We start from the raw sequence: 23632 nt of genomic DNA on the forward strand, positions 1-23632 counted from the left end.
CTTCGTCGAGATAGGGTTTCTATGGCTGGAAATGCGCAGCAGCAGTCACGTCTGAAGGAGTTGATCGCGCGCGGCAAGGAACAGGGCTACCTGACCTATGCCGAGGTCAACGACCATCTACCCGAGGACATCGCCGACCCGGATCAAGTGGAAGACATCATTGGCATGATCAACGACATGGGTATTAGTGTCGTTGAGGAAGCGCCAGATGAAGACACTTTGATGATGTCGGATCAATCCACGGACGAGTCCGCTGCGGAAGAGGCCGTCGCGGCCCTCGCCGCCGTGGAAAGCGACGTCGGTCGCACCACTGACCCAGTGCGTATGTATATGCGCGAAATGGGTACGGTTGAGCTTTTGACCCGCGAAGGCGAAATTGAAATCGCCAAGCGGATCGAAGAGGGTACCCGTGAAGTCATGTCGGCGCTGGCCTATTTGCCGGGTGCCGTTGCGTCTATTTTGGACGCCTACGACGCGACTCAAGACGAGGAGGCTCCTGGCCGCTTGTCTGATCTTTTCTCCGGCTTTATTGACCCCGATGAAGGCATCCCCGGCGTGGCTGAAGCCGAAGTGCCCGAGCCGGAGCCCGAGGCAGAGGTCGACGACGACGTTGAAGGTGATGGCGACGACGAGGACGACGATTCCACGGCAAGTGAAGGCGGTCCGGATCCTGAAGAGGCGCGTGCGCGTTTTGAACAGATTCGCGAGCAGAACGCCTTGGTGGAAGCCGCGCTTGCTAAGCACGGTCGCGGCAGTGCCGAGCTAAAAGCCGAAAAAGCCCGCTTGGCGGTGCTTTTCTCACCGATCAAACTGGTGCCCAAGCACTTTGAACGCCTCGTTGGGCAAGTGCGTATCAGCGTTGAGCAAGTGCGTGCCCAAGAAAAAGCGGTGATGCAACTGTGCGTGAAGAAAGCCAAGGTGCCGCGTAAGACCTTTATCAAGTCATTCCCGGGGAGTGAGTCTGATCCCAAGTGGCTTGATGCTTTCCAGGCCGAGCAGCCCAAATTTGCCGATCGTTTAGAGCCGCTGCGTGCTGATATCGCCCGTTCTCAGCGCAAGATCGCATTTGAAGAGGACATGGTTCAGCTCAGCGTGGCCAATCTTAAAGAGGTCAATCGCAAACTCTCGATTGGTGAAGCGAAAGCGCGTCGTGCCAAGAAAGAAATGGTTGAAGCCAACCTGCGCTTGGTGATCTCGATTGCTAAGAAGTACACCAACCGGGGTCTCCAATTCTTGGATCTAATCCAGGAAGGCAATATCGGCTTGATGAAAGCGGTAGACAAGTTTGAATATCGCCGCGGCTATAAATTCTCCACCTACGCGACATGGTGGATTCGTCAGGCGATCACTCGCTCTATCGCCGACCAGGCGCGCACCATCCGTATTCCGGTGCATATGATCGAAACGATCAACAAGCTCAACCGTGTATCGCGCCAGATGCTGCAGGAAATGGGCCGCGAACCGACGCCGGAAGAGCTGGGCGAGCGTTTGGAAATGCCCGAAGACAAAGTGCGCAAGGTGCTCAAAATCGCCAAAGAGCCGATCTCCATGGAGACGCCCATTGGTGACGACGATGACTCGCATCTCGGCGACTTTATCGAAGACGGTACGATGCTGCTGCCGATCGATATGGCCACAGGCGAAGGGTTGATCGAAGCCACACGCAATGTGCTGGGTGGTTTGACGGCCCGTGAGGCGAAAGTGCTGCGCATGCGTTTCGGTATTGATATGAATACCGACCATACGCTGGAAGAAGTCGGCAAACAGTTCGACGTGACCCGTGAGCGAATTCGTCAGATTGAAGCGAAGGCGTTACGCAAGCTGCGTCATCCCAGCCGCTCCGAACCGCTGCGTTCATTCCTCGACGAATAGCGCGTGGCGTCATTCGCTAAAAAGCCCGCCGTTTGCAAAAACGGCGGGCTTTTTTATCGTTATCAAACAAGAATGTGTCTAGGATCGTTCAAGGCGCGCTTTATGCACACGGCGGGCGAATAGCATTAGCTCAATCATGGCGAACAGAATCAGCGAATAGCCCAAGAGCTCGACCACTTCTTCAGCGATATCTTTAAAGTCGCGTACGAAATTTTCCTGAAGAACGGCTTGCCACATTTCCTGACGGCCATACAGGCGTGAAAAGATATAAGTGGTTAACACGCCGGCGGTGAACAAGCCGAAAGAAAACGAGTTGCTATAATGCATAAATTCGTCCATGAATCGGCGCCGATGTAGCACAACCCAGATTAACGAAGGCACCACAATCAACGTCACAATGATTTGCCAGGCACCATCGGCCACAAAACGGTCAAGGAAATAGTCCTGTTCGCGAACGAGCGACGAGCCGATAAACGCCAACAGCAGCAGCGTGACCGTGGGCCATACTTTGAGAATGTGGCGTACATAAATCAGCAGTAGGCAGCTCAAGGAAAGCACTAAGGTCTGCGTTAGCTCGGTAAATCCGAATTCGGGGAAGCGCACCTCAGGGAGATAGAGTGCTTCGAGGTAGGCCCCTTGGGAAATCGCGCCAACGGCCAGCAGGTATAGAATGGCTTTGATTAACGTTGAGCGGAAGCCAAGTGGCCAAGCGAGGGGGGTGTCAGACATGCAGTATCCTTGTGAATAGAAATAACCGAGCCGTTCATAAACATCCGATAGTGAATGTTCATTATATCGTCACCTTTCTATGACCGCACGCCGAGATTGGCATCTTCTACTCGACGTCGATACACCTGCACTGCAAAGTAGCACTAGGTATTGCTTAAGGAATACGGGAGGGGGATATGGCGATCAGCGTGTTTGACCTATTTCGGATCGGAATCGGACCCTCGAGTTCGCACACAGTGGGCCCGATGCGGGCGGCGCGGGATTTCAGTCTCGGATTAAAAGCGTTGTCGGTCAGTCGTCTTGAGGTGACGCTGTATGGTTCCCTCTCGGCCACCGGGATAGGCCACGGAACCGACCGCGCTGTAATCATGGGCTTGATGGGCGAAACGCCAGAGGCGATAGACCCGATGACCATCGACGCCCGTGTAAAAGCGCTGGATGAAGGCACTCCGCTGGAACTAGCGGCTGGCCAGCAGGTCGATTTCTCGCGCCAGCATGATATCCACTGGTCGTCGGAGAGCCTCGACTTTCATCCTAACGCCATGACGTTGTGCGCCTATCAGGGCGAAGAATGCGTGGCGAGCAATACCTATTACTCCCTCGGCGGCGGTTTTTATGTTGATCAGGCCCAGGCCGATCAGGGTGGACCTGGGGAGGACAACGCCGTCCTTACCTACCCGTTTAATACGGCGGAAGAACTGCTTTCGCAATGCGCCAAACACCAGCTATCGATTAGTCAACTGATGCGCGCCAATGAGCGAGTATGGCGCAGTGAAGCACGCATTGACGATGAACTGGCGCGTATTTGGCAGGCCATGCGCGAATGTATCGACAACGGGTTGCGTGCTACCGGTTATTTGCCCGGTGGCTTGAATGTGAGGCGTCGTGCCCACCAAGTGCATCAGCAGTTATTGCATCCGGTAGACGACCAGCGGCTGATTGTAACGAGCTTTTCGGCCATGGACTGGGTCAATGTTTACGCCCTAGCGGTGAACGAAGAAAACGCCGCGGGTCGGCGCATGGTCACCGCCCCGACCAACGGGGCCGCCGGCATCGTGCCAGCCGTACTGGCTTATTATCTCAAGTTTGAACCCGAGGCAGGGGCCGAAGATATCGTGAAATTTTTACTTGCCGCCGGAGCGGTGGGTATTTTATGTAAGCAAAATGCGTCTATTTCGGGGGCGGAAGTCGGCTGCCAAGGCGAGGTGGGATCGGCGTGTGCTATGGCCGCCGCCGGGTTGGCCGAAGTGTTGGGCGGAACGCCAGCGCAAGTTGAGAATGCCGCTGAAATCGGCCTGGAGCACAACCTTGGTTTAACCTGCGACCCGGTAGGAGGGCTTGTGCAGGTGCCGTGCATCGAGCGCAACGCGATTGCGTCGGTGAAAGCCATTAATGCGGCGCGCATGGCATTGCACGGCGACGGCCAGCATTTTATATCGCTTGATAAGGTGATCCGCACCATGCGCGATACCGGGCGCGATATGCAGGATAAATACAAAGAAACATCGCGTGGGGGGCTCGCGGTTAACGCCATTGAGTGTTAGGCAGAACCTGATCAATATGCGCGACGAGGTAGTCCACCAGCTGGCGTATTTTGGGAGAAAGATGGCGGTGGCGGGGGTAAACTGCCCATACCCCTGTATCGTGATGCTGAAAGGGCTCCAGCACCGCCACCAATTCACCGCTGGCAAGATAAGGCGCCACATAATAGTCAGGCAGTTGGGCAATACCCAGGCCTTTTAGCGTGGCATCGAGTAACGCGGGCCCTGAGTTTGCCTGCCAACAGCCGGTAACTTTTACTTCGCGCTGCTGGCCGTTGACTTCAAACAGCCAGTTAGGCCGCGAGCCCACCAGGCAGCGGTGTTGACTTAATTCGCTGAGCGTATGCGGCCGCGTCGCTTGGCGAAAGTAGGCTTGCGAGCCAACGATGTACTCGCGACGTTTACACAGGCGGCGCGCGATCATACTCGAATCCCTGAGCACCCCCATGCGAATGCCAATATCAAATCCTTCATCAATCAGTTCGACCGGACGATTGGTAAAGTGCATGTGCACGTCCAACTGGGGGTGCAAGCATTGAAAATCATTGACTAGCGGCGCGATATAGCGCTCGCCGAAGGTCGTCGCTGAGGTGAGCTTTAATACGCCGTGGGGTTTGGCCTGCTGTTCGCTTAGCGCTTGCTCGGCATCGCGTAAGCCGTCAAATAAGTGCCGACAGTGCTCGACGTAAATAGCCCCGGCATCGGTCAAGCGGATCTGACGGGTAGTGCGGTACAACAGTTGAACGCCCAACTGGTTTTCCAACTGACTTACCAGACGGCTGATGTGAGACGTGGAGACCTTGAGGTGGCGAGCCGCTGCCGAGAAACTCTCGTGGCGTACGACTTCAATAAAAGCTTCAATTCGGTCCCAGCGTTGCATAAGGCTGTCCTGCTTGGTGTGTATTGTTGCACAGTGGCAATAATCTTATGAGTGTATCCCGCTTTATCCCCATCGCCTAGCTGACCTACACTGTCATTAATCGAAGCGCTATGTACTAGCTTTGTAGAGTAAGTGCCTCGTGCCGTGAATAACCTCGGACTATCGGGCGGGGCAGCTCTATTTTTAAACCAGGAGGTGATCAGTGTCTCAGCATTTATTGATTCCAAGCGCCGGCAAAGCAGCGTTGCTGCTGACCATGGGGGTTTCGTTAAGCGCGGTGGCGGCCCCTGATCAACGGCCCGAGCAGGTGTCAGGCTGGTTCAGGATGATGGTCGATGACCACGAAGTCACGGCGCTGTACGACGGGTATACCGCCATTGAAACCCAGCTGCTCAAGGGCATGGGGCAAGATGATATTCGTGAGCACCTCAATGCGCTGTTCATCGACACCGAAGACGGCGTGCAGACTGCCGTGAACGCCTTTTTGATCAATACCGGTGAAAACCTCGTCCTGGTGGATGCGGGTTCGGCGGCTTGCTTTGGCCCGACGCTTGGGCATGTTGAAGATAATCTTCGCGCGTCCGGCTACCAGCCCGAAGACGTCGATACCATTCTGATGACCCACCTTCACCCGGATCATGTCTGCGGGCTGACCCGCGACGGTGAGGCCGTCTATCCCAACGCCGAGCTGCGCGCCAGCCAGCAGGACGCCGATTTCTGGCTCAGCGAATCCCATGAAGAAGAGGCCGAGGAAGGCAGCAAGGCGTTTTTCAGGATGGCTCAGGACGCCGTTGCGCCCTATCAGGAAGATGGCCGCTTCACACCCTTCGAACCGGGTGACGAAATGCTGATGGGCATTGTGGCCCAGGACACCCACGGCCATACGCCGGGCCATACCAGCTTCATGTTGCGCGGTGACGACGACGCCATGCTGGTATGGGGCGATGTAGTCCATAGCTACGGCGTCCAGTTTGACGATCCCACGGTCGCCATCGAGTTCGACTCCGACCCGGCTCAGGCGATTGAAACCCGCGAAGCCGTGCTCGACGAGGCGGTCAACGACAAGCATTGGGTCGCTGGCGCACATATGCCGTTCCCGGGTATCGGGCATATTATCGAGGACGGCGACGGTTATCAGTGGCTACCCATTGAGTATCAACCGGTCACGTCCGACGACGAGTAAATCATACGCCCGCGCTGAACGGCGCGGAGCCGACAGGCTGTAAAGGAGCAATAGAATGAAGTCACGTGCTGCGGTAGCACTGGAAGCAGGTAAGCCCTTAGAACTCGTCGAGATTGATGTGGAGGGCCCTAAAGCGGGCGAGGTCTTGGTCAAAATGGCCGCCACCAGCGTTTGCCATACGGATGCCTATACGCTTTCCGGCGCGGATCCAGAAGGTAACTTTCCCGCTGTGCTGGGTCACGAAGGCGCCGGGGTCGTTCAGGAAATTGGCGAGGGCGTTACCAGCCTCAAGCCCGGCGACCATGTCATTCCGCTTTATACCGCCGAGTGTGGTCAGTGTAAATTCTGTTTATCGGGTAAAACCAACCTATGTGGCAGCGTTCGCGCCACTCAGGGCAAAGGCGTAATGCCGGATGGCACCTCGCGTTTTTCGTTAGACGGCAAGATGCTCCACCACTATATGGGCACCTCCACGTTCAGCGAATATACCGTGCTGCCTGAAGTATCTCTTGCGGTGGTTTCCAAAGAAGCGCCGATGGATAAAATCTGCCTGCTGGGCTGCGGCGTGACCACCGGTATTGGCGCGGTGCTCAATACCGCCAAGGTGGAGCCTGGCGCGACGATTGCCGTCTTCGGTCTGGGCGCGATTGGCCTGGCGGTCATCCAAGGGGCCGCCATGGCCAAGGCGTCGAAAATCATCGCGATTGACGTCAATCCCGACAAATTCGAGTTGGCCAAGCAGTTCGGCGCCACGGATTTCGTCAACCCCAAAGACTACAGCGACCCGATTCAGCAAGTCATCGTCGATATGACCGACGGCGGGGTGGATTACTCGTTCGAGTGTATCGGCAACGTCAATGTCATGCGTTCGGCGCTTGAGTGCTGCCACAAAGGTTGGGGCGAGTCGATCATCATCGGTGTCGCCGGCGCTGGTGAAGAAATCTCTACTCGCCCGTTCCAACTGGTCACAGGCCGGGTCTGGAAAGGCTCGGCGTTTGGTGGCGTAAAAGGCCGTACCGAACTGCCGGGCTATGTTGAGCGCTATATGAACGGCGAACTCAATATCGACGACTTTATCACCCACGATATGCCGTTCGAAAAGATTAACGAGGCGTTTGACCTGCTGCATGCGGGTAAGAGCATTCGTACCGTACTGCATTACTGAGTATGATAGAGGGCATAAGAAAGGGCGCGGCGGGGATCCCCGCCGCGTTTTGCTGCTTAAAAGGAGCCAGCTCATGAGCATGAGTGAAACCCTAGAATTGGTCTCGGCTAACCGCAGTCATGGTGGTTGGCACAAGCGCTATCGCCACTACTCACGTGCGCTGGACTGCGACATGGTCTTTGCCGTCTATTTACCGCCTCAAGCGGAAGAGGAACGGGTGCCGTTGCTGTGGTGGTTGTCGGGGCTGACCTGCAACGACGAAAATTTCATGCAGAAAGCTGGCGCGCATCGCTTGGCCGCGGAGCTGGGCATCGCCATTGTCTGCCCTGATACCAGCCCGCGAGGCACCGATTTGCCTGGCGAGCATGAAAGTTATGACCTCGGCTCCGGCGCTGGCTTTTACGTCAACGCCACTGAGACCCCGTGGAAGTCCCACTACCGTATGTATGATTACGTGATCGAGGAGTTGCCGTCGGTGGTTCGTCAGCACTTCCCGGTGAACGGTCGCGAATCGATCAGCGGTCATTCCATGGGCGGGCATGGTGCCCTCATTCTGGCGCTGCGCCATCCGGGGCGGTTTCGTTCTGTATCAGCCTTCTCGCCGGTTGTGAACCCAATGAACTGCCCGTGGGGCCAAAAGGCATTTTCCAGCTACCTGGGTGATGACCCGGCGCGGTGGCGCCAGTACGATGCCTGCGAGCTAGTCGCCAACGGCGCTTCGCGCCAACGGTTGTTTATCGACCAAGGTGAAGCTGATCAATTCCTTGAAGAGCAGCTGCAGCCCGAGCGCTTAGAAGCAGTGTGCGAAGAACACGACCATCCGCTGACGTTGCGTCGGCAACCGGGTTACGATCACAGCTATTTCTTTATTGCATCCTTTATCGACGATCACCTGCGTTACCATGCTGACCACTTGATAAAGCGTTGAGGGGGCTGCATGTTGAAACGCGCGCTACGTCGCTTGGCAAGCTGGCTTTGGTGGTGGGTCTGGCGTGGCGTGTTTCTTTTCGTGGCCTTGTCGGTGAGCCTGGTGATGCTGTTTCGCGTGGTTCCTCCGCCGGGCTCTATGGTGATGGTCGAGCGTAAAATCCAAAGCTGGGTTTACAGCGAACCGATACGTTTGCACCAGGAGTGGCGAGGTTGGGAAGAACTCGCCAGTTCGGCGAAGGTGGCGGTTATCGCCGCTGAAGATCAGCGATTTCCCAACCACCATGGGTTCGATTTCGTTGAGTTGCGCCGTGCCTTAGAGGCCAGCCGTGACGGCGGTCGTTTACGAGGGGCGAGTACGCTGAGTCAGCAAACCGCTAAAAATGTCTTTTTATGGACGGGTAGAAGTTGGATCCGTAAGGGATTTGAAGCGTGGTTTACGGTCTTGATTGAGCTGCTATGGGGCAAGCAGCGAATTTTAGAGGTCTATCTCAACGTGGCAGAGTGGGATACCGGAGTGTTTGGGCTAGAAGCCGCCGCGCAGCACTATTTCGGCGTATCGGCAAGCGCGTTAACAGATCGCCAGGCCAGTCTGCTAGCGGCGATTTTGCCTAGCCCTCTCACGCGAAGCGCATCGCAGCCTAGTCCGCAAGTGGAGCAACGCAGCCAATGGGTGCGTCAACAGATGCGCAACTTAGGTGGGGCCGAGTATTTGCAGCATATCTCGGCTAATAACTAACCTGGTATCGTTGCCATGGTCGCTGTTTGGGTTAGTCGTATAGTTCGTCAGCGATGACAGGCAGCGCTTCGAGTTGCGGCCGGGCAAAGTAAAAACCCTGCTGTACCGGGATGCCCAGCGCCAGCAAACAGCGTGATTCATCACGGGTTTCGACACCTTCCGCGACTAGCTGGGTGCCCAATGTCTTTGCCAACGCGACCAAGCTGCGCAGGATTGCCTGGCGGCGCTTATTGCTATCGCAGTTCATCACAATGTCGCGGTCAATCTTCAGGGTGTCCGGGCGCAGGTCGGTGAGTAAATCCAGATTAGCGTAGCCATTGCCGAAGTCGTCCAGTGAGGTGGTAAAGCCCATCTCGCGGTAACTTTCGATGATGTTACGCATATGCTGCCGGTCTTGGACGCGTTCTGTTTCGGTAATCTCAAAGTTCAGCCGTTCGGTCGGCCAGCCTACCCGCTTTGAGGTTTCCAGCGTGGCTTGGATGCATGCCTCCGGCTCGTAAACCGCATTAGGTAAAAAGTTGATCGACAGGCGCGCCTGCATGTCTAACGCGCTGGCTAATTCAATCGCTTTTATTCGGCATTCTTGATCAAATCGATAGAGCAACTCATCGGTGACCTGCCCAAGTATGCTACCGGCTGACTCTCCATCAGGGCCGCGAACCAGCGCTTCATAATAAATCACTCGCCGCGCAGCAACATCGACAATCGGTTGGAATGCCATGGTAAAGGCAAAAGGAACCGGGGTGTCGCAACGGTTACAGCGCCCGTTTACGCGCGCGCAATGATGATGTTCAGACGTTTTCATACAAACCCTAGGGTATTAATATCGTTATGTTAATGACGCTTTGATAGCGGTTTACGTACCGTTAGCACGACACCGGCAATGGCAATGAACATCCCTCCAAGCCCTACCCAGGAAAGCCGCTCATCGAATAGCCACCACGCTTGCAATGCGGTAACGGGGGGAACCAAGTAAAATAGGCTCGCTACCCGCGATGCTTCGCCTTTTTTGATTAGCGCCATGAGTAATAAGATGGCGGCTATTGAAAGAACCAGTACTAACCAGCTAAGCGTCAAGATAAAAGTAAGTGACCAGGTGACGTCTCGGCTTTCGAATAGCAGTGCCCCGACCCCCAATAGCCCGCCAGCGGCAAGGTATTGAATAACGGCCCCTGACAGCAGCGGCATGCGCGTACAAAAGCGTTTTTGGTAAAGCGTACCCAGTGAAATTCCCACCAGTGCCGCTAGCACACTTAACAAAGCGCCCACGCCAAAACCACTGAACAGCGATTGTCCCAGCTCCAGTTGGCTGCCGAGTACGGCACTAATGCCGACCAAGCCTAGCACTAAGCCTAGCCATTGCTGCTTGACCAGGCGCTCACCCAATAGAGGGCCAGCGCAGGCGGCCGTGAGCAGCGGCTGCAGCCCTACCAATAATGAGGCCAAGCCCGCCGGCATGCCGAGCGCGATACCGTAGAAAACGCCACCCAGATATGTGCCATGCACAAGAAGACCCGAAATAGCGATGTGCATCCATAACTTAGGTGATGAAGGCCAGGAAATTTTTAACATCCATACAAGGGGCGTTAGTAGGAGGATCGTCAGGGCAAAGCGTATAAACAAAAAAGTGAAGGGTTCAGCGTAAGGAAGACCAAACTTGGCCCCAATAAAGCCCGTGCTCCAGAGCAGTACAAACACCACGGGCATGGCGAGTAATCCTAACGACGCAGCGTCTCGCTGACGGATAAACGATGGAACAATGTTCATAAGTCTCTCAATGTGGGTCGGTGCAATAATTATCTAATGCTCTTTTAGTTACATACTTTTACACGAAAAATTGAACCTCGTTAATTCGTCCACGTCCTAGTAGGCACATTCATAACGCGTTAACTGAGGTTTTCTTATATGCAACGTATGACTGCTCTATTTTTTGCCGCTCTACTCGCGACCGGTCTAATGACGGCAACGGCTCACGCTCAGCAGGATCAGGAATCTACCCAAGGGTCGATGGCCACTCAAGAAGCAGCGCCAACCCAAGATTTCTCTGATGAGCAGCTACAGCAGTTTGCCGATGCGTCTCAAGAAATTGCGGTACTTTCTCAAGAGTACACCCAGCGCCTGCAAGAAGCAGAAGATGAATCTGCTCAGCAGGAAGTTCGCACCGAAGCCAATGAGCGTATGATCGAAGTGGTGGAAGATAGCGGCCTGGATGTTGATATCTTCAATGCGATTGGTCAAACTATCCAGCAAGATCCTGAAATGATGCAGCGTGTTCAGGAAATGGCGCAATCGTAAGCAGTCACCACATGTTGCATAGCTAGTTATATAACATTGTTGGCAAAATGTGTTTGTAACATGACTGGCTGATATCGCAACAAGGCGATTCCCTAAGCCCGGCGCAACAGCGCCGGGCTTTTTTATGGTTGGGGTTTACGCGTCTTAAGCTTCGCGCCACACTCTTGTTAAGAGGGCCTGGGAATGAGGTTGTGGCGCGGAACTCATCGTTGCGGCATGAGGAGGAAGCATGGACGTTGAACTATTAGAAGTACGCCAGCATATGGGGCAGTTTCCGCCTTTCGATAGGCTCCCCGACGCCCTATTGGATGAAATCGCCAGCCGGATTGAGGTCAGTTACTTTAAAACCGGCAGCGATATTCTGACGCTGAACGAAACGATGACCGACCTTTGCTATATCCGCAGTGGCGCGGTGGAGGTGTATCGTCGCCAGGGTGAGCTTTACAATCGGCTGGGGGAAGGCGATATCTTTGGTCACTTCAGCTTGCTGCGCGACCAGAAGGTGCATTTCCCTGCCCGCGCCATCGAAGACACCCTGATTTACTTTATTCCCGGCGATGTCTTCAAACAGCTATGCGACGACGACGATGACTTTGCTGATTTTGTTGAGCTAGAACGCCCCCGCCTGGAAACCGCTGCCGAGCAGCAAAAGAAATCCAATGACATGATGGTCACGCGGATTCGTAAGCTGGTGACGCGTTACCCCGTGATGGTTGAAGAAACCACCACGGTTCAGAAGGCGGCAGAGCAGGTTAGCCTGGCCCAAGCGTCGGCGGTGTTGGTGCTTAAAGAGGGCAGCACACATCCACGCTTTAGCTTTCAAGACAGCGAAGGGCACACCTGGCAGGTATGCGGTATTTTGACCGATAGCGATTTCCGTACCCGTGTGGTGGCCGAGGGGCTTTCGCCGCAAACTCCCGTGGGTGAGGTCGTGTCGCCACGACTCATTTCGGTTCAGTCGGACGCCTCGATTTACGAAGCAATGCTCACCATGCTGCGTAACAACGTTCATCACTTGCCGGTTCTCTACCGTCAGCGACCGATGGGCGTGGTGCATCTTTCCGATATTATCCGCTACGAAACCCATAGCGGGCTTTATTTGGTGAGCAATATTTTCAACCAATCGAGCGTTGAGGGCTTGGCGCGCTTGGCTCCGGACGTGCGCGCTGCTTTTGTTAGGATGGTACAGGAAGGGGCTAATTCCCACATGGTGGGGAGCGCGCTGTCGACGATTGGGCGCAGTTTTACCCGCCGCCTGCTGGAACTCGCTGAGGAGTCGCTCGGCCCGCCGCCCGTGCCCTATTGCTTCATGGTGAACGGGTCGATGGCAAGAAACGAGCAAAGCATCGTCACCGATCAGGATAATGCGCTGATCCTCTCTGACGACTTTGTACCCGACGAGCACGACGCCTATTTTAAAGCGCTGGCGACCTTCGTTAGCGATGGTTTGGACGCCTGTGGGTACACTTACTGCAAAGGCGACGTGATGGCGACCAATACTCAGTGGCGTCAACCGCTGAGTGTCTGGAAAAGCTACTTTACCGACTGGATCGCCAACCCTACGCCCGAGAGGCTGCTGCATAGCTCGATCTTTTTTGATCTTGATAGTCTTTACGGCGAGGACGTGTTCGTTGAGGCTCTGCAGGATCTTATTGCCGAACAGGCGCCTCAGTCGCCGCTCTTTTTAGCGGCCATGGCACGCAACGCTCTAAATCGCACGCCGCCCTTAGGGTTCTTCCGCACCTTCGTGATGGAAAAAGATGGCAAGCACAATAACTCGATTAATCTAAAGCGCCGGGGAACCGCCCCCATGGTCGACTTAATCCGCGTGCACGCCTTGGCCTGTGGCTCAAAGGCCCAAAACACCTTTCAGCGGCTGGACGCCATTGCCGATACCCAGCTATTGGCCTCTGGGGTGAGCGACAAGCTAAGCTATGCCTTTGAGTTTATGTGTATGTCCCGCCTGCGCCACCAGGTGATCGATCTTGAGGAAGAACGCGTGCCTGATAACAATATCGAGCCGGAAAACGTCGCCGACAGCGAGCGGCACACGCTTAAGGATGCCTTTCAGGTGCTAAGCAATGCGCAAAAATTCCTGAAGTTCCGCTATCCGGTGCCGGCCCACCGGGCGGGACGCTGAAATGACGCTTATTCGCCCGCGGCAAAAAATCACCCAGGCAGATTGGGCGGCATACATGCAAAAACGTGCGGCGGTGAGTCATGAGCCGTCGCTTAAACGTTTTTTCACGACGCCTCCGCCGAGCCTGGATACGCCTATTGCCGAGGTGCCGATGGTCGCCTTGGATATGGAGACCACGGGGCTTGATGAACGTCGCCACGCCATCGTAAGTATTGGCTTGGTGCCATTTACGCTTGGGCGTATCAAGCTCGCTGAACGTCGCTATTGGGTGGTGAAACCACCGCGACCGCTCGATGAAAAGTCGATTACCTTTCATCATATCACCCATTCTGAGATCGCTAACGCCCCGGATCTAGAGGCGATAACCGATACCCTGCTAGACGCAATCGCCGGACGTATTGTCGTGGTGCATTTCCGCCACATAGAACGCCCGTTTCTGGATGCGGCTATCAAAGCGCGGCGGGGAGAAGGGGTCATGTTTCCGGTGATCGATACAATGTCGCTTGAAGCGCGCATTTATCGCCAGAAGCTCTGGGCACGCTTTCGTCGTTGGTTGGGGCGCCCGCCGGTATCAATACGCCTTGATGCCAGCCGTCGTCGCTATGGGCTACCTAGCTATCAAGGCCACCATGCATTAGTTGACGCTCTGGCGACGGCTGAGCTATTTCAGGCGCAAATTGCTACCCACTATGAGCCAAGCACACCGTTAGGCGCGCTTTGGAGTTGATGCATGGTAAAGCGCCGCCGGCAAAAACGGTAAATCGATGAAACAGATAAGCATAAAAAAGGGCAGCACGAAGGCTGCCCTTAGTCATTGAAGCTATTAGTTATTGAGATTAGCGCGCTTTATTTAGCTCGCGGTTCGCTCATCAGCCCCTTGACGATACCGTAGCAGCCCACCAGCAGCACCAGGGTGAAGGGCAGCCCGGTGGTGAGGGCGGCCGTCTGCAGTGCGGCCAGGCCACCACCCAGCAGCAGTGCGATGGCCAGCGCCCCCTCAATCAGCGCCCAGAAGATACGTTGGGGCTTGGGAGCGTCCACCTTGCCGCCGGCGGTGATGGAGTCGATTACCAGCGAACCGGAGTCCGACGAGGTGATGAAGAACACAATCACCAGCGTGATACCGACAAAGGAGGTAATGGCGGTTAGCGGCAAATACTCCAGCATGGTGAATAGCTGTAGTTCCAGAGCGGCATCTTGCACTTCGGTGATACCTTCATTTACCACCTGATCAATGGCAGTGGTACCGAAGGCGGTCATCCACACCACCGAGGCCATCGTTGGCACCAGCAGCACCGAGATGAGGAACTCACGCACGGTACGACCGCGGCTAACCCGGGCGATAAACATGCCGACGAAGGGTGACCAGGCAATCCACCAAGCCCAGTAGAAGGCTGTCCAGCCTTGACTGAAATTGGCATCCTCACGCCCGAACGGCATTGAGAACGCCGGTAGGTGGGTCACATATCCGATCAGGTTGTCAATTATGCCGGTAGCGATCATCAGTGTCGGACCCACGGCAATCACGAACAGCAGCAGTAAAGCGGCGAGTACCATGTTGAGCTGTGAGAGGCGCTGTACGCCTTTATCCACGCCGAGCAAGATAGAGCCAAGAGCCACGATGGTAATCCCCAAGATCAGCAACACCAAGGTGGTATCACCGGAGGGAATGCCGAACAGGTAGTTGAGGCCCCCAGCCGCTTGGGTGGCGCCGATGCCTAGCGAGGTGGTCAGGCCAAACAGGGTGGCAAACACCGCCAGGATATCGATCACGTGGCCCGGCCAACCCCAAATACGCTCACCCAGAATTGGGTAGAAAATCGAGCGCATGGTCAACGGTAGACCTTTGTTAAAGGCAAAAATCGCTAGAGATAGACCGACGATGGCGTAGGCGCCCCACGGGTGAAAGCCCCAGTGGAAGATGGTGGCGGCCATGCTCAGATCGATGGCGCCAGCTTGGTCACCCGCAGCGCCACCTAGCGGCGCCCAATCGGTACGCACACCGTCTTCAGTGGTGATGCCCCCCATGGCGGTACCGTAATGGCCCAGCGGCTCGGATACGCCGTAGAACATCAGACCGATGCCCATGCCAGCGGCGAACAGCATCGAGAACCAACCGGCGTAGCCAAAGTCCGGTGTAGCATCAGCGCCGCCGATGCGCACCTTACCCAGCGGTGTAAAGATCAGTACTAAGGCCAGAACCACGAAAACATTAGCCCCGAGCAGGAAAAACCAGCCCAGGTTGGTGGTCAGGAAGCTGAACATGCTGTTGAAGATCGGCTCCATCTGTTCCTGCAGGGCTAGCGTCAGGATCACAAACAGAAGGATCACGATTGAAGAGAAGATGAAAACCTTGCCGTGCAGGTCAACGTCTATCCCCATTGGAGAAGCGGTAATGTTGTCCTGACCGATCACATAATCGGTATCAATTAAGTTGGCCGCGCCTTCCGGCGCTGGAATACCCTCCGAAGGGGCATTCTCATCAGGCGATTGGTCTTGCGGTTTGTTATCCACAAAGTTGCTCCCTTAGCTATGAAGACGTTACGCCGCTTAGTGGGTCAGACGAATTAGGAAAACAGATACGTCGGTATGTGTGGCTACTTTACCGCCATGGGAAGGCATGACAGCATCCAGATGACTTGGCAAATGAGTGGCCATCATGACTAAGTCGGCCCCCGTCTCTTTGGTAGCTTTCACCAGCAAGTCGTCCACATTGGCGATGGGGTCTGTCGAGCTGTAGACCTTGGTGCTGACGGGCTGTCCATGAACATTGTGCCGATCCTGCGCGAAAGCTTCTAGCTTTTGCTCGTACTCCTGAGGGGTGCGGGCAACGCTGGTGGGCGCATTGGCCGTGACGCCGACGTACGTAATGCGAGCGTCATACTGTTTGGCCATATCGGCGACCACGCTTAAGGCGGGCTCTAGCGTGTCCAGATGGGCAAGATCAACGGGCACCATAATGTTATTAAACACGGCAAACTCCTCAATATACTTTCGTAATGATCAACATTATTAAAATATATGCCGGTCATATCTATGGTTTAGACGGATTTAAGCTGAACTGGTGCGTAATTACGCACCAGTTCAGCTCTATCTACCAGGTTTGGAATTAGCTGTTAAGCCATTCCTCTACCACGTCCTGGTTATCTTCGACCCACTGCTTAGCATTTTCGTAGGGGTTGCTGTCTTCTTCCTGATTCATGAGCATGACTTCGCCCATTTGCTCAGGGGTCCACTCGAAGGCATCGAGAATGGCATAGGCTTCAGGCATGTCTTCTTCTAAGCCATTACGTACAACCGTGTGAATTTGCTCTGCGCCACCGTAAACGTTCTCTGGGTCTTCCAGGTACTTCACGTCAAAGCGGGCAAACATCCAGTGCGGTGTCCAGCCTGTCACCACGATGTCTTCTTCGTTTGAAATAGCGCTTGAAAGCGCTGCGGTCATCGTAGCACCGCTGCCGCTGCGTAGTTGAAGATCAAGATCATAGGTATCCACTACCTCTTCGGTGAGGGACATCAGGCCCGCACCAGGATCAATACCGATAATCTCGCCGTTAAAGGCGTCAGCGTTGTCGTTCAGGTCGGCGATGGAGTCAACGTCGGTATACTCAGGTACCACGAGGCCCAGCTTGGTGCCGTCCAGGTTCTGGCCGAGGTCTTCAACGTTATCGCCCACTCGCTCCATGTAATTTTCATGGGTCGACGGCAGCCAAGCGGCCACAATGGCGTCGGCATCGCCGGTAGAAAGCGCTTGGAACATCGCAGCGGCGGACAAGGAGGTCATGTCGACTTCGTAGCCCGCTTGTTCGAGCACAGCGCGCACGACGTTGGTCGACGCCACTTCAGAGGACCATTCGACGTAAGCAAGGTTAACGGTGCCTTTCTCGTCGGCCTGAACCATGCCGCCAGCGACAAGGCCGGCGCTTGAAACGAGTGCCAACGAGGCGAGGCGGATGCGTTGATTTAGCATGCGTGTTTTCATTCACTTGCTCCTACTGATGGATAATGTCGTACTTTCTTTGTATCACTCACAGCATGCGCATGAAGCCCATGCTGTGCAAGTTTTGCCCTCCAACGCCTGTGTGACGCAAAGAGTCAGTATAGGCTGTTAACGGCGCGATTTGGTCAACGATTGGGTCAGCCGGTCGAGGATCATGGCCAGGATAACGACTGCGATACCGGCTTCAAAGCCGTCGCCCGGGCGCAACCGTTGAATGGCACGCCAGACTTCGCTGCCCAGGCCATCGGCCCCGATCATGGCCGCGATAACCACCATGGAAAGCGCGAGCATAATGGTTTGGTTGATCCCCGCCATAACGGTCGGCAGCGATAGCGGCAATTGCACTTTAATGAGCTTTTGGCGGCGATTGGCCCCGTAGGCGTCGGCGGCTTCAATCAGCTCAACAGGCACCTGACGAATCCCAAGCGTAGTAAAACGAATGGCCGGCGGCATGGAGAAAATCACCGTGGCAAAAATCGCCGAGACCGAGCCAATGCCGAAGAAGGGGATGGCCGGGATCAAGTAAACGAAGGCCGGCATGGTCTGCATGAAATCGAGTACCGGCATGATGACGCGGTACAAGCGATTGGAAAGCGCGGCCAAGATCCCCACTGGAATGGCAATCACCACGGCCACTAACGTGGCGATCACCACCAGGGTTAGGGTCTCGATCATCGGATCCCAAAGCCCCAGGTTCCAGATCAAGGCCATGCCTGCGGCTGCGCCAATGGCTAAGCGAGGTGATGCGGCCTTCCAGCAGAGTAGCGCAACAAGTGCTAATAAGCCCCATACGGGAAGCCACATAAGGCCTGCGTTGAGCCCTTCGATACCTGTTTGGGTAACGCGAGAAATGGCCCGTGTAACCACTGAGTATTCAGTGGTGAGCCACGTAAGGCCGCCTTCAATCCAATCACCTAACGGGATGCTCTGAATTTCCATTATTGATCTCCTGCCCGAGCTAGTTCATCGAGGACTGCCCCTTTTACTACGACGCCAAGCAGCCGCTTCTCATCGTCGACCACGGCAATCGGGAAGCTCTTTTCGCTGAACATAGCAAAGAGGTTTTGGAGCGGCTCGTCACGCGTCACTGTGCGGAAGTCTTGGGTTAAGTAGTCGCTTATCGTATCGGCCCCTGCGTCGACCGCACGGCTGGCTTCTTCGGCCTCAAGTAGGCCTTGCAGATGGCGATCGCGATCGGTCACGTAAATCGAGTCCACGCTGTTTTCACGCATACGGTGCAGCGCAGTGCGCGGGCCATCGCCATTTCGAGCAGTTGTCCGCACGGGGCGCATGGCGCTCTCGGCGGTTAGAATGCGCGAGCGGTCAACCCCTTCGATGAAACGCCGAACATAGTCATCGGCTGGCTGGGTCAGGATCTGTTCGGGGGTGCCGATCTGCACCACCTCACCGTCTTTCAACAGCACGATGCGGTCGCCGATGTTAAGCGCCTCGTCTAAATCGTGGGTAATGAAAACGGTGGTTTTCTGCATTCTCGACTGCAGCTGTAGCAGTTCTTCCTGCATCTCTTTACGGATCAAAGGATCCAGTGCCGAAAATGCTTCGTCCATTAGCAGTACGCTGGCATCGTTAGCCAGGGCGCGCGCCAGACCAACCCGCTGCTGCATGCCACCGGATAGCTGGTTGGGATAAGCATCCTCCCAGCCGTCCAGCCCTACCTGGGTGAGGGCTTCGCGGGCCGTTTTGTCGCGTTCGGCGGGAGCGATACCACGGATTTCCAAACCGAACTGGGCGTTTTGCAGCACCGTTTTGTGGGGGAAAAGGGCAAAGTTCTGAAATACCATCGAGAAGTGCCGACGGCGGCACTCAAGCAGTTCTTTAACACTCAACGACGGGATGTGCTCGTCGTCGATGATGATATCCCCATCACTGATGTCGATGAGCCGGTTAAGGCAGCGGATTAAGGTTGATTTACCCGACCCCGATAGGCCCATAATCACCAATAATTCGCCTTCGTAGACATCAAATGAGATGTTAGAAAGCCCGAGGGTTTGGCCGGTTTTTTCAAGAATTTCAGGGCGTTTTAAGCCCTGGTCGCGAAGCTCAAGGGCGCTTTTGGGGTTTTTGCCAAAAACCTTGCTGACGCCCTTTACTTGAATTTTGACGTTACGTGTCTCATCCATCGGCGATGCCTTTTGTCAGCTGAGCGGGATGGCGCCGCCTCTTCGGACATAAAAAAAGCTGCCCGAAAGGCCAGCGAACATCGCCACCCATAAAGAGAAATAGTGGGTGAAGTCTTAAAAGGATTATCGATTATTATACATAAGTGGACTAGGTGTGTCACAACGGCTCGTTTTGATCGGTTGCATAACCCCACATGTGCCATTTTGCACCCAGCTGTGCGCCGCTAAGAGGGCCACTTTCGGGGTTTTTTATCTTGTGTAAGATTTTGATTTATATATATTAATTTATTTATAAAGCGATTTTGGCATGTTATATGTATTTAGTTTATCAATATTTAATCGCGCTAACGTAAGGTGACAGTGATAAAACGCAAATTAAACGCAGTACAAACGTATTAGCACACGGTGATTCTTCTGTATTGTTTGTACAGCCTGTTGTCGTAAACGTGTGGCGAGCTTAAACGACACACGTTAACCATTTATTAAGTTAAGAAGGGAGTTCGTTTGTGAAGTCATCAACCTATCGCGTCACTCGTCAAACAAGCACTTGGGCGGCGATGCTATTAGGCGGTTTATTACTCGCTGGCTGTGGTCAAGAGGACGAAGCCGAAAGTACGGCAGTGCCCGAAGAAAATGCTCAACAGCAGCAAGATCAGGAAGTTGCCGAAGCAGCATCCTCCCAAGATGATCAATATGTACCCGAGCAAGAATCGGCAAGCGATGCCAACAACATGGACGGTGACGCAAATATTAACGCTGAATCGGAGGCAGCAGCTACTCAGCCTGAGTCAAGTGAGGCATCTCAGGAAGATGCACCTTTAGCAGGTGATGCCACTGAAGACCCAGGCTTTGGCGAAGGCACCGACCCGATGCCGGGTGACGGCGAAGATGCTAGCGATTTAGCCGATTCTAGCGAGAATGACGAATCCAACGCCGATAGCGACGATAGCAGTGAAGAGCAAAATCGCAGCGAGTGAGCGATTCAGTAAATAATGCAATGATGTAGAAATCTCGAGTCCCTACGATGGTAAGCCGCCTCAGCTGTTTGTTCCCTGCGGTTGTTCCCTCGGCTTATCATCCTTTCAGCCCCCGCGCCCGCGGGGGCTTTTTTTGCTGTAGAGCTGCTTCCCGGTTAGGGCTCTTCGTTATCTTCCAAGCGGCGGTAGAGCGTCCGGCGGGCAATGCCCAGCACTTCGGCCGTACGGCGTTTATTGCCGCCTGTTGCTTCCAGTACTTTGCGGATATAGCGTTTTTCGACCTCTTCCAGGCTGGGCCAGGGCGCGGGCGCCGCCGTCGGCATTTGAGGAGTGGACAATACTTCGCCGTTGAGCGCAGCGGTATTCTGGGGGGCATCCTGGCCAAGCTGTTCGCGTAGCCGCTCAGGCAGGTGTTGATGGCGTAGCGTGCCATCTTCACTGAGCGTGACGGCACGCATGATGGCGTTTTCGAGCTCGCGAACGTTGCCAGGGTAGGGGTAGTGCAGCAGACAGTGAAGTGCACCCGGCTCTATTTGCTCGATCGGTTTATGCTGCGCGTCGGCATGTTGGTCGATCAGCGTAAAAACCAAGTGCTCAATGTCAGGGCCGCGGTCACGCAAGGGGGGGATGCGTAGCGAGAAGGTTTCCAGCCGGTAGAATAAGTCACTTCTAAAGTTGTTCTGCTCAATTTCCTTTTCCAAATGCCGGTGCGTGGCGGCAATAATGCGCACATCGACCGGTTCTTCGCGCTCGCTACCGACTGGCCGTACGGCTTTTTCCTGCAGCGCCCTTAACAGTTTTGCTTGAAGATTGATTGGCATTTCGCCGATTTCATCCAAAAACAAGCTCCCGCCCTGGGCGCTGTGGAAGAGGCCCTGACGAGCGTCGTTGGCGCCGGTGAAGGCTCCTTTAAGGTGGCCGAAAAACTCGCTTTCCATCAGTTCGGCGGGGATGCTGGCGCAGTTCACGGCGACAAAAGGCGCATCGTGGCGCAAACTTTCCTGGTGAATCGCCCTGGCCAGGAGCTCTTTCCCGGTGCCGCTTTCGCCTAGTAGCAAAATCGGCGCATCGCTTTTTGCCAGCCGCGAGGCATCATGAAACAGCGCCTGCATCGCATCACTTTTACCTACGATGCCATGGAAATGGCCGACCTCATCGGTATGCGAGACCGCTAAGCGCTGGCGCTCTAACACGCGAAATACCGATTCACGGACGGCGTCAAGATCCAGTGGCTTGGTTAAAAAATCGTCGGCCCCCAGCTTCAGCGCCTCAACTGCCTGGTCGATGGTGCCAAAGGCGGTGATAACAATAATCCCCAGCTCACTGCCTTCGTGGCGAAGCTGTTGAAGCAGTTGAATGCCGCTAATGCCGGGCAGGCGGACATCCGTGATGATGAGCGAAGTCGCCGTGTGGCTCAGCAGAGCGATCGCCTCCTCGGCGCTGGCAACACCGTGGGTGGTGTGTCCGGCGTCGTGTAACTCTTCTTCTAACAACTCGCGTATTGCGTCGTCGTCTTCCACGACCAACACAGGTAAAGAATGTTCTTGTTGCTTCACAAACATGGTCCTCATGTAGGTCTGGTGTCATAGAGCGGTAGCGTGATTTCAAAACCGGCGCCGCCTAAGGGGCTATGGAAAACGCCGATCGTGCCGCCGTGATCGTTGATGATTCGATGTACCATCGAGAGCCCTAGCCCGCTGCCCTGGCCGACGGGCTTGGTAGTAAAAAAGGGATCAAATACCTGCTGATGCTGCGAGGTCGGGATGCCAGGGCCGTCATCCTCTACCCATAAATGGAGCTCCTGGCGCTGCTGCTCGGCACAAACGCGAATGCGGCTAACGCCGTTAGCCTGGGCCGCGTTGCGTAGCAGATTGGTGAGTACCTGAACAATCTGTTGGCCGTTGGCCAGTAGTGTGGGAGTTGGGCTTGGCAGGGTGATTTCCAGGCGAACCCCGCGCGGTTCGAGCTCCTCTTCCACGAGGGCGCAGGCGCTGTACACCAGCTCATCCAGGGGCTGTTCGTCTTTCTCAACGTTATGCTGGCGACCCAGCTCCATCAGCTGGCGCACTATCTCAACAATGCGCTCAACTTCGCCGCGAATGCGGCTTAGCCGGGCACGCTCGTTATCGCCAATCACGTCGCGGCGGGCCAGCCGTTGGGCTTGGCCATTGATGACAGTTAACGGCGCGCCAATTTCATGGGCCACCCCCGCCGCCAGCACGCCTAGTTCGGCCAGTTTTTTGGATTTGCGCAGTCGCTTTTCCAGCTCAATTTCTCGACGTTGACGGTCTTCAATATCGTGATCCTTTTCGGCCATGGCATCCAGCATGCCGTTAAGCCCCGCTGCCAGTCGACGGTACTCCTCCGGCCCTTCGATACTGGCGCGCTGTTGGCGATCGCCATCTTCCACCCGCAACATGACCGTGACTAAGCGATTTAGCGGCCGTTCAATGTAGTGCCGAAACCCCCACCAGATACTCAGCACAATGCCGGCTGCGCCTACCACAAACACCAACACTGCGACGATGCTGAGAAACCCGGTATAGTTCTCGATGCCGGTATTCAGACGGTTAACCTGCAGCACCCCATGCACCTCGCCGTCCGGGGTGCGCAGTGGTTTAAGGGCGGAATAGTAGGTCCAGCCTTCAAATTGTCGGTAATTGCCGTAAAGCTCATCGTCTTCGATAACCTGCTGAATTTCCTCGCGGCTAAACAGTTCTCGGCCCAGGCCCAGTCCGTAGATTTCACGCCCGTTGGGATCGAAGACATAGGCCCCGTAAATGCGGTGAAACGAGAATGCGGCTTCCAGCGCTTCTTCCAGCGAGGTATCGTTTTCCCGGGCGACGGCATAGCCAAGCGTGGTGCCTAACGCATGGGTGACCATGTCGACTTCGTTTTGCAGCTTGGAACGGACGTTATCTTCCATCGATTTGATGGCCACTAGACTAAACACCACCAAAATAACGAAGAGCGGGACGATAACCGTCACAATAATCAAATTACGTAAACGCATGCGTTAACCGGGGTTATGAAACATCGCTAA

The 23632-nt window shown here is 55.1% G+C and carries 21 protein-coding genes; 10 read left to right on the plus strand and 11 right to left on the minus strand.

Going from position 1 to position 23632, the window contains the following annotated elements:
• Window positions 1-21: 21 nt before the first annotated feature.
• Window positions 22-1872: an RNA polymerase sigma factor RpoD gene (rpoD, locus tag BLR97_RS16420; RefSeq protein ID WP_089707607.1), complete on the plus strand. Its 1851-nt coding sequence runs from the start codon at window positions 22-24 to the stop codon at window positions 1870-1872.
• 78 nt (window positions 1873-1950) lie between these two features.
• Here rpoD and BLR97_RS16425 read toward each other — a convergent pair whose 3' ends face one another.
• The gene (locus tag BLR97_RS16425; protein ID WP_089707608.1) at window positions 1951-2601 is read right to left on the minus strand and encodes a hypothetical protein; all 651 of its coding nucleotides are present in this window, start codon (window positions 2599-2601) and stop codon (window positions 1951-1953) included.
• A 176-nt stretch (window positions 2602-2777) separates the two neighbouring features.
• On the opposite strand from BLR97_RS16425, the gene BLR97_RS16430 reads away from it, so the two are divergent.
• Complete coding sequence (locus BLR97_RS16430; protein ID WP_089707609.1) at window positions 2778-4145, plus strand: L-serine ammonia-lyase; 1368 nt, start codon at window positions 2778-2780, stop codon at window positions 4143-4145.
• On the opposite strand, the gene BLR97_RS16435 is transcribed toward BLR97_RS16430, so the two are convergent.
• The gene (locus tag BLR97_RS16435; RefSeq protein WP_089707610.1) at window positions 4126-5022 is read right to left on the minus strand and encodes a LysR family transcriptional regulator; all 897 of its coding nucleotides are present in this window, start codon (window positions 5020-5022) and stop codon (window positions 4126-4128) included. The genes BLR97_RS16430 and BLR97_RS16435 overlap by 20 nt on opposite strands.
• Window positions 5023-5224: 202 nt before the next feature.
• On the opposite strand from BLR97_RS16435, the gene BLR97_RS16440 reads away from it, so the two are divergent.
• The 4 genes from BLR97_RS16440 (at window position 5225) to mtgA (ending at window position 9036) form a co-directional block, all read left to right on the plus strand.
• The gene (locus tag BLR97_RS16440; RefSeq protein WP_244511343.1) at window positions 5225-6205 is read left to right on the plus strand and encodes an MBL fold metallo-hydrolase; all 981 of its coding nucleotides are present in this window, start codon (window positions 5225-5227) and stop codon (window positions 6203-6205) included.
• Window positions 6206-6260: 55 nt separating this feature from the next.
• The gene (locus BLR97_RS16445; RefSeq protein ID WP_089707611.1) at window positions 6261-7370 is read left to right on the plus strand and encodes an S-(hydroxymethyl)glutathione dehydrogenase/class III alcohol dehydrogenase; all 1110 of its coding nucleotides are present in this window, start codon (window positions 6261-6263) and stop codon (window positions 7368-7370) included.
• 73 nt (window positions 7371-7443) lie between these two features.
• Window positions 7444-8298: an S-formylglutathione hydrolase gene (gene fghA, locus BLR97_RS16450; RefSeq protein WP_089707612.1), complete on the plus strand. Its 855-nt coding sequence runs from the start codon at window positions 7444-7446 to the stop codon at window positions 8296-8298.
• Window positions 8299-8307: 9 nt separating this feature from the next.
• Window positions 8308-9036, plus strand: coding sequence for a monofunctional biosynthetic peptidoglycan transglycosylase (gene mtgA, locus BLR97_RS16455; RefSeq protein ID WP_089707613.1), 729 nt, complete (start codon window positions 8308-8310; stop codon window positions 9034-9036).
• A gap of 31 nt (window positions 9037-9067) precedes the next feature.
• Here the strand turns inward: mtgA and BLR97_RS16460 are convergent, their stop codons facing one another.
• Both BLR97_RS16460 and BLR97_RS16465 read right to left on the minus strand, forming a co-directional pair.
• Complete coding sequence (locus BLR97_RS16460; protein WP_479694210.1) at window positions 9068-9841, minus strand: EAL domain-containing protein; 774 nt, start codon at window positions 9839-9841, stop codon at window positions 9068-9070.
• A 29-nt stretch (window positions 9842-9870) separates the two neighbouring features.
• Window positions 9871-10803: a DMT family transporter gene (locus tag BLR97_RS16465; protein WP_089707614.1), complete on the minus strand. Its 933-nt coding sequence runs from the start codon at window positions 10801-10803 to the stop codon at window positions 9871-9873.
• 138 nt (window positions 10804-10941) lie between these two features.
• On the opposite strand from BLR97_RS16465, the gene BLR97_RS16470 reads away from it, so the two are divergent.
• The 3 genes from BLR97_RS16470 to BLR97_RS16480 all read left to right on the plus strand — a co-directional run bounded on the left by BLR97_RS16470 (window position 10942) and on the right by BLR97_RS16480 (window position 14198).
• Window positions 10942-11331, plus strand: coding sequence for a DUF4168 domain-containing protein (locus BLR97_RS16470; protein WP_089707615.1), 390 nt, complete (start codon window positions 10942-10944; stop codon window positions 11329-11331).
• A 229-nt stretch (window positions 11332-11560) separates the two neighbouring features.
• The gene (locus BLR97_RS16475; protein WP_089707616.1) at window positions 11561-13471 is read left to right on the plus strand and encodes a DUF294 nucleotidyltransferase-like domain-containing protein; all 1911 of its coding nucleotides are present in this window, start codon (window positions 11561-11563) and stop codon (window positions 13469-13471) included.
• Between the two features lies 1 nt (window position 13472).
• Window positions 13473-14198 (plus strand): 3'-5' exonuclease, encoded by a 726-nt coding sequence (locus tag BLR97_RS16480; RefSeq protein ID WP_089707617.1) that lies wholly within the window; start codon window positions 13473-13475, stop codon window positions 14196-14198.
• Window positions 14199-14317: 119 nt separating this feature from the next.
• On the opposite strand, the gene BLR97_RS16485 is transcribed toward BLR97_RS16480, so the two are convergent.
• From BLR97_RS16485 to BLR97_RS16505, 5 genes are all read right to left on the minus strand, one after another.
• A complete protein-coding gene (locus BLR97_RS16485; RefSeq protein ID WP_089707618.1) occupies window positions 14318-15985 on the minus strand; it encodes a BCCT family transporter in 1668 nt (555 codons plus the stop codon).
• A 36-nt stretch (window positions 15986-16021) separates the two neighbouring features.
• The gene (locus tag BLR97_RS16490) at window positions 16022-16444 is read right to left on the minus strand and encodes a universal stress protein (RefSeq protein WP_089707619.1); all 423 of its coding nucleotides are present in this window, start codon (window positions 16442-16444) and stop codon (window positions 16022-16024) included.
• Window positions 16445-16580: 136 nt separating this feature from the next.
• A complete protein-coding gene (locus BLR97_RS16495) occupies window positions 16581-17453 on the minus strand; it encodes a glycine betaine ABC transporter substrate-binding protein (protein ID WP_089707620.1) in 873 nt (290 codons plus the stop codon).
• 126 nt (window positions 17454-17579) lie between these two features.
• Window positions 17580-18410 (minus strand): ABC transporter permease, encoded by an 831-nt coding sequence (locus BLR97_RS16500; RefSeq protein WP_089707621.1) that lies wholly within the window; start codon window positions 18408-18410, stop codon window positions 17580-17582.
• A complete protein-coding gene (locus BLR97_RS16505; protein ID WP_089707622.1) occupies window positions 18410-19612 on the minus strand; it encodes a quaternary amine ABC transporter ATP-binding protein in 1203 nt (400 codons plus the stop codon). The genes BLR97_RS16500 and BLR97_RS16505 overlap by 1 nt, the downstream gene beginning before the upstream one ends.
• A 506-nt stretch (window positions 19613-20118) precedes the next feature.
• Here BLR97_RS16505 and BLR97_RS16510 point away from each other — a divergent pair.
• On the plus strand, window positions 20119-20589 hold the full coding sequence (locus tag BLR97_RS16510) for a hypothetical protein (RefSeq protein ID WP_089707623.1): 471 nt from the start codon (window positions 20119-20121) through the stop codon (window positions 20587-20589).
• Window positions 20590-20744: 155 nt separating this feature from the next.
• On the opposite strand, the gene BLR97_RS16515 is transcribed toward BLR97_RS16510, so the two are convergent.
• Window positions 20745-22151: a sigma-54-dependent transcriptional regulator gene (locus BLR97_RS16515; RefSeq protein WP_422821931.1), complete on the minus strand. Its 1407-nt coding sequence runs from the start codon at window positions 22149-22151 to the stop codon at window positions 20745-20747.
• 5 nt (window positions 22152-22156) lie between these two features.
• Window positions 22157-23602 (minus strand): sensor histidine kinase, encoded by a 1446-nt coding sequence (locus tag BLR97_RS16520; protein WP_089707624.1) that lies wholly within the window; start codon window positions 23600-23602, stop codon window positions 22157-22159.
• Window positions 23603-23632 lie beyond the last annotated feature (30 nt).

This window comes from Vreelandella arcis, assembly GCF_900103865.1.
In the GTDB taxonomy this organism is placed as follows: domain Bacteria; phylum Pseudomonadota; class Gammaproteobacteria; order Pseudomonadales; family Halomonadaceae; genus Vreelandella; species Vreelandella arcis.